General features: G+C 61.6%; 9 protein-coding genes. All 9 read left to right on the top strand.

Annotation, left to right across the window (positions count from 1 at the left end; genetic code table 11):
* On the top strand, positions 1-143 hold a 143-nt coding region (tuf, locus tag VEK15_22940; GenBank protein HXV63577.1), incomplete at its 5' end, for an elongation factor Tu.
* A 35-nt stretch (positions 144-178) separates the two neighbouring features.
* A complete protein-coding gene (rpsJ, locus tag VEK15_22935; GenBank protein HXV63576.1) occupies positions 179-514 on the top strand; it encodes a 30S ribosomal protein S10 in 336 nt (111 codons plus the stop codon).
* Positions 515-1,159: a 50S ribosomal protein L3 gene (gene rplC, locus VEK15_22930; GenBank protein ID HXV63575.1), complete on the top strand. Its 645-nt coding sequence runs from the start codon at positions 515-517 to the stop codon at positions 1,157-1,159.
* The gene (gene rplD / locus VEK15_22925) at positions 1,152-1,775 is read left to right on the top strand and encodes a 50S ribosomal protein L4 (protein HXV63574.1); all 624 of its coding nucleotides are present in this window, start codon (positions 1,152-1,154) and stop codon (positions 1,773-1,775) included. Before rplC ends, rplD begins: the two co-directional genes overlap by 8 nt.
* Entirely contained in the window at positions 1,772-2,059 is a 288-nt protein-coding gene (locus VEK15_22920; protein ID HXV63573.1) for a 50S ribosomal protein L23, read from the top strand. Before rplD ends, VEK15_22920 begins: the two co-directional genes overlap by 4 nt.
* A 6-nt stretch (positions 2,060-2,065) precedes the next feature.
* Positions 2,066-2,899, top strand: a complete 834-nt coding sequence (gene rplB, locus VEK15_22915) for a 50S ribosomal protein L2 (GenBank protein ID HXV63572.1) — start codon at positions 2,066-2,068, stop codon at positions 2,897-2,899.
* A gap of 5 nt (positions 2,900-2,904) precedes the next feature.
* On the top strand, positions 2,905-3,192 hold the full coding sequence (rpsS, locus tag VEK15_22910) for a 30S ribosomal protein S19 (GenBank protein ID HXV63571.1): 288 nt from the start codon (positions 2,905-2,907) through the stop codon (positions 3,190-3,192).
* A gap of 14 nt (positions 3,193-3,206) precedes the next feature.
* Entirely contained in the window at positions 3,207-3,566 is a 360-nt protein-coding gene (rplV, locus tag VEK15_22905) for a 50S ribosomal protein L22 (protein ID HXV63570.1), read from the top strand.
* A 9-nt stretch (positions 3,567-3,575) separates the two neighbouring features.
* The coding region (locus VEK15_22900; protein ID HXV63569.1) for a 30S ribosomal protein S3 at positions 3,576-3,711 on the top strand (136 nt) is incomplete at its 3' end.

Below are 3,711 nucleotides of genomic sequence, written 5' to 3'. Positions count from 1 at the left end.
TGGAGATGGTGATGCCGGGCGACAACTCGAGTCTTGTGATCGAGCTGATCACTCCGATCGCGATGGAGAAGGGTCTGCGGTTCGCGATCCGGGAGGGTGGACGGACGGTGGGCGCAGGGACGATTACCGAAGTGTTGGAATGAAGCCCAGGGGCTTTCGAGCGGAGAGAACATAAGAAATGGCAGTTATCAGCGAAAAGATCAGGATCCGGCTCAAGGCCTACGACTATCGAATTTTGGACCAGTCGACTCACGAGATCGTGGAGACAGCCAAGAGGACCGGTGCCCGGATCGCGGGGCCGATTCCCCTCCCCACGGTCAAGAACAAGTACACCGTCCTTCGGTCGCCGCACGTCGACAAGAAGTCGAGAGAACAATTCGAGATCAGAACTCACAAGCGCCTTCTGGACATCTTCGAGCCCACGCCGCAGACAGTCGACGCGTTGATGCGGCTCGATCTTCCGGCGGGTGTGGACGTCGAGATCAAGGCGTTCGGCAAGGAGCATTCCAAGTAGATGTTGATCGGCAAGAAAGTTGGGATGACTCAAAAGTTCGCCAGCGATGGCGCCGTCGTCCCGGTGACGGTGATCAAGGCGGGACCTTGCGTCGTCGTTCGTCTCAAGACCCGGGAGAGAGATGGCTACGACGCGGTGCAGCTCGGCTTCGTGGAATCATCGAAGAAGGCGAGAGCCGCCAACAAGCCTCACGAGGGTCTTTTCAAGAAGGCCGGGGTCGCCCCGTGCCGCGTGCTTCGGGAGTTTCGCATCGAAGGCGGGAGCGAAGAGAACCTTGCGGTGGGCGGCGCGGTGAAAGTATCCATGTTCACTCCGTCGGACAAGGTCAGCGTAAGCGGCGTCAGCAAGGGCAAGGGATTTGCCGGCGTCGTGAAGCGTCACGGGTTTGCCGGCGGCCGGGCGACGCACGGCTCGATGTTTCACCGCGCGCCGGGCTCGATCGGGCAGTCGGCCTTCCCGTCGCGGGTGCTCCCGGGGATGAGAGCGGCCGGCCATATGGGGCAAGATCGAGTCACGGTGCGAAACTTAGAAGTGATCGAAGTAATCGAGGACGAGGATCTTCTCCTCGTCCGCGGCGCCGTTCCCGGGGCGAACGGCAGCTATGTGGAGATCGTGAAAACGCGGAGTCACAGGAACGATGCCTAGTGTCGTGATGCTGGACGCCTCCGGCTCGCGGGGCGAAAAGCAACTGAGCGATGCCGTTTTCGGGGTGCAGCCGAACCGCCACGTGATGTACGAGGCGGTCAAGCATTTTCGGGCACTGTCCCGCCGAGGCACCCACGCCACGAAGAATCGGGCGCTCGTCTCCGGCGGAGGAAAGAAGCCCTGGCGACAGAAGGGGACGGGCCGCGCCCGGGTTGGCTCGAGCCGAAACCCGCTGTGGCGCAAAGGCGGTACGGTCTTCGGCCCCCAACCGAGGGACTACGCTTACAAGCTGAACGGAAAAGTCCAGCGCGGCGCGCTTCGCTCGGCCTTGTCGCTGCGGGTCAAGGAGGACGCGTTGAACGTGGCGTCAGGCCTCGAGCTCGATCGGCCGAGTACCAAGACCCTCAAAACCCGGCTCGAAGCGATGGGCGTGTCGGGACGAGTGCTCGTCGTCGACGAACGACCGTCGGAAACGCTGTATCTTTCGGCGAGAAACCTGCCCCAGGTCGACGTCAGGTCGGTAGCGGCACTCAACGCCTATCACGTGCTCGCCGCTCAGCGGATCGTGTTGTCCGAGCAGGCCGTGGCCCGTCTCGAGGAAAGGCTAGCGCGATGAACTTGCACGACGTCATCCGCGGGCCGCTCATCACCGAGAAGGCGACCACGCTCCATGAGGACGATACCGTTTGTTTCCGGGTGGCGGTCGACGCCAACAAGATTCAGGTAAAGAAGGCCGTGGAAAAACTCTTCGGTGTCAAGGTCGCCAAGGTGCGCACTGCCCGAATTAGCGGAAAGATGAAGCGCTACGGTCGCTTCGAGGGGAAGCGGCCCGATTGGAAGAAAGCCTACGTCACCTTGCGCGAAGGCGAGAAGATGATCGAGTTCTTCGAGGGGGTGTAGAAAACGATGCCGGTCAAGAAATTCAGGCCTACGTCCCCGGGACGACGTTTCTACACGGTACAGAGCTTCTCCGAACTATCGGACGGCAAGCCGCTCAAGTCATTGACCGAGCCCAAGCGTTCGACGGGAGGCAGAAACGACAAGGGGCGCGTCACCGTCCGCTTCCGCGGTGGGGGACACAAGCGACGCTACCGGGTCATCGATTTTCATCGCGGCAAAACCGAGGTTCCCGGGCGGGTCGCCTCGATCGAGTACGACCCCAACCGCTCGGCTCGTATCGCTCGCATCCACTATCGCGACGGAGAGAAGGCCTACATTCTTCACCCCGCCGGGCTCAAGGTGGGTGACACCGTGGTGAGCAGCAACTCGGCGGACATCCTTCCGGGGAATTGCATGCAGCTCGAGTTCGTGCCGCTCGGGACGACGGTGCACAACATCGAGCTCAAGCCGGGAAAAGGCGGTCAGATGGCGCGTAGCGCCGGCGCCGGCGCCCAGGTCGTTGCCAAGGAAGGGCGCTATGCACAGCTCAAGCTTCCCTCGGGCGAGGTTCGTATCGTTCACAAGGATTGCCGGGCGACCATCGGTCAGGTAGGCAACATCGAGCATGAGAACATCACTTTGGGCAAGGCGGGTCGAAAACGCTGGCTGGGCCGACGCCCACACAACCGCGGCGTGAGCATGAATCCGGTGGACCATCCCCACGGCGGAGGCGAGGGCCGAACCTCTGGCGGCCGCCATCCGGTCACGCCCTGGGGAGTTCCGACCAAAGGATACAAGACGCGAAACAACAAACGCACCGACGCCTTCATCGTGCGTCGCCGAGGCAAGAAGCGGGGTTAGCAAGGATGCCCAGATCGCTCAAGAAGGGGCCGTTCGTGGAGGATTCCCTCATGACGCGAGTCGATGTCATGAACGAGTCCGGCGAGAAGAAGGTTCTCAAGACCTGGTCCCGACGCTCCACGATCGTTCCCGAGATGGTGGGACACACGCTCGCGGTACACAACGGAAAGAAGTTCATTCCTGTTTACGTAACGGAGAACATGGTAGGGCACAAGCTCGGCGAGTTTGCGCCCACGCGAACGTTTCGCGGCCACACGACCAAGACGTCGGACAAGGCGTCGAGGGTGCCATAGCAGGGTGATGGGACATGGTTGAAGCAAGGGCCACCGCCAAATACGTTCGCGGCGCGCCTTCGAAGGCTCGCCTGGTGATCGATCTCATTCGCGGGAAGCGCGCGGTGGAGGCGCTGGCAATCCTCCGGAGCACGAACAAGAGGGTCTCGGGTCCGCTGGAAAAAGTGTTGCGCTCGGCCATTGCCAACGCCCAGCAAAAAGCCGTCGAGGAAGCCAAGCGAATCGACGAGGACGATCTCGTCGTGACCGCAGCCTACGCGAATCCCGGCCCGACTCTGAAGCGGGTCCGGCCGGCACCGATGGGTCGTGCCTACCGGGTGATCCACCGAACGAGCCATCTGACGATCCACGTTTCCGAGCGCGAGGAGGAATAGGAGATTTCAATGGGACAGAAAGTCCACCCGTATGGATTTCGCCTCGGGTACAACAAGACCTGGCGCTCACGCTGGTACGCCGCGAAGGAGTACGGCAAGCTCTTGCACGAGGACTTGAAACTGAAGCGCCAGCTCAAAAAGCGTT

The sequence above is a fragment of the Vicinamibacteria bacterium genome, from assembly GCA_035620555.1.
Classification (GTDB): Bacteria; Acidobacteriota; Vicinamibacteria; order Marinacidobacterales; family SMYC01; genus DASPGQ01.
The sequence above is the reverse complement of the archived record's forward strand: the minus strand, read 5'-3'. Positions and strand labels throughout refer to the sequence as shown.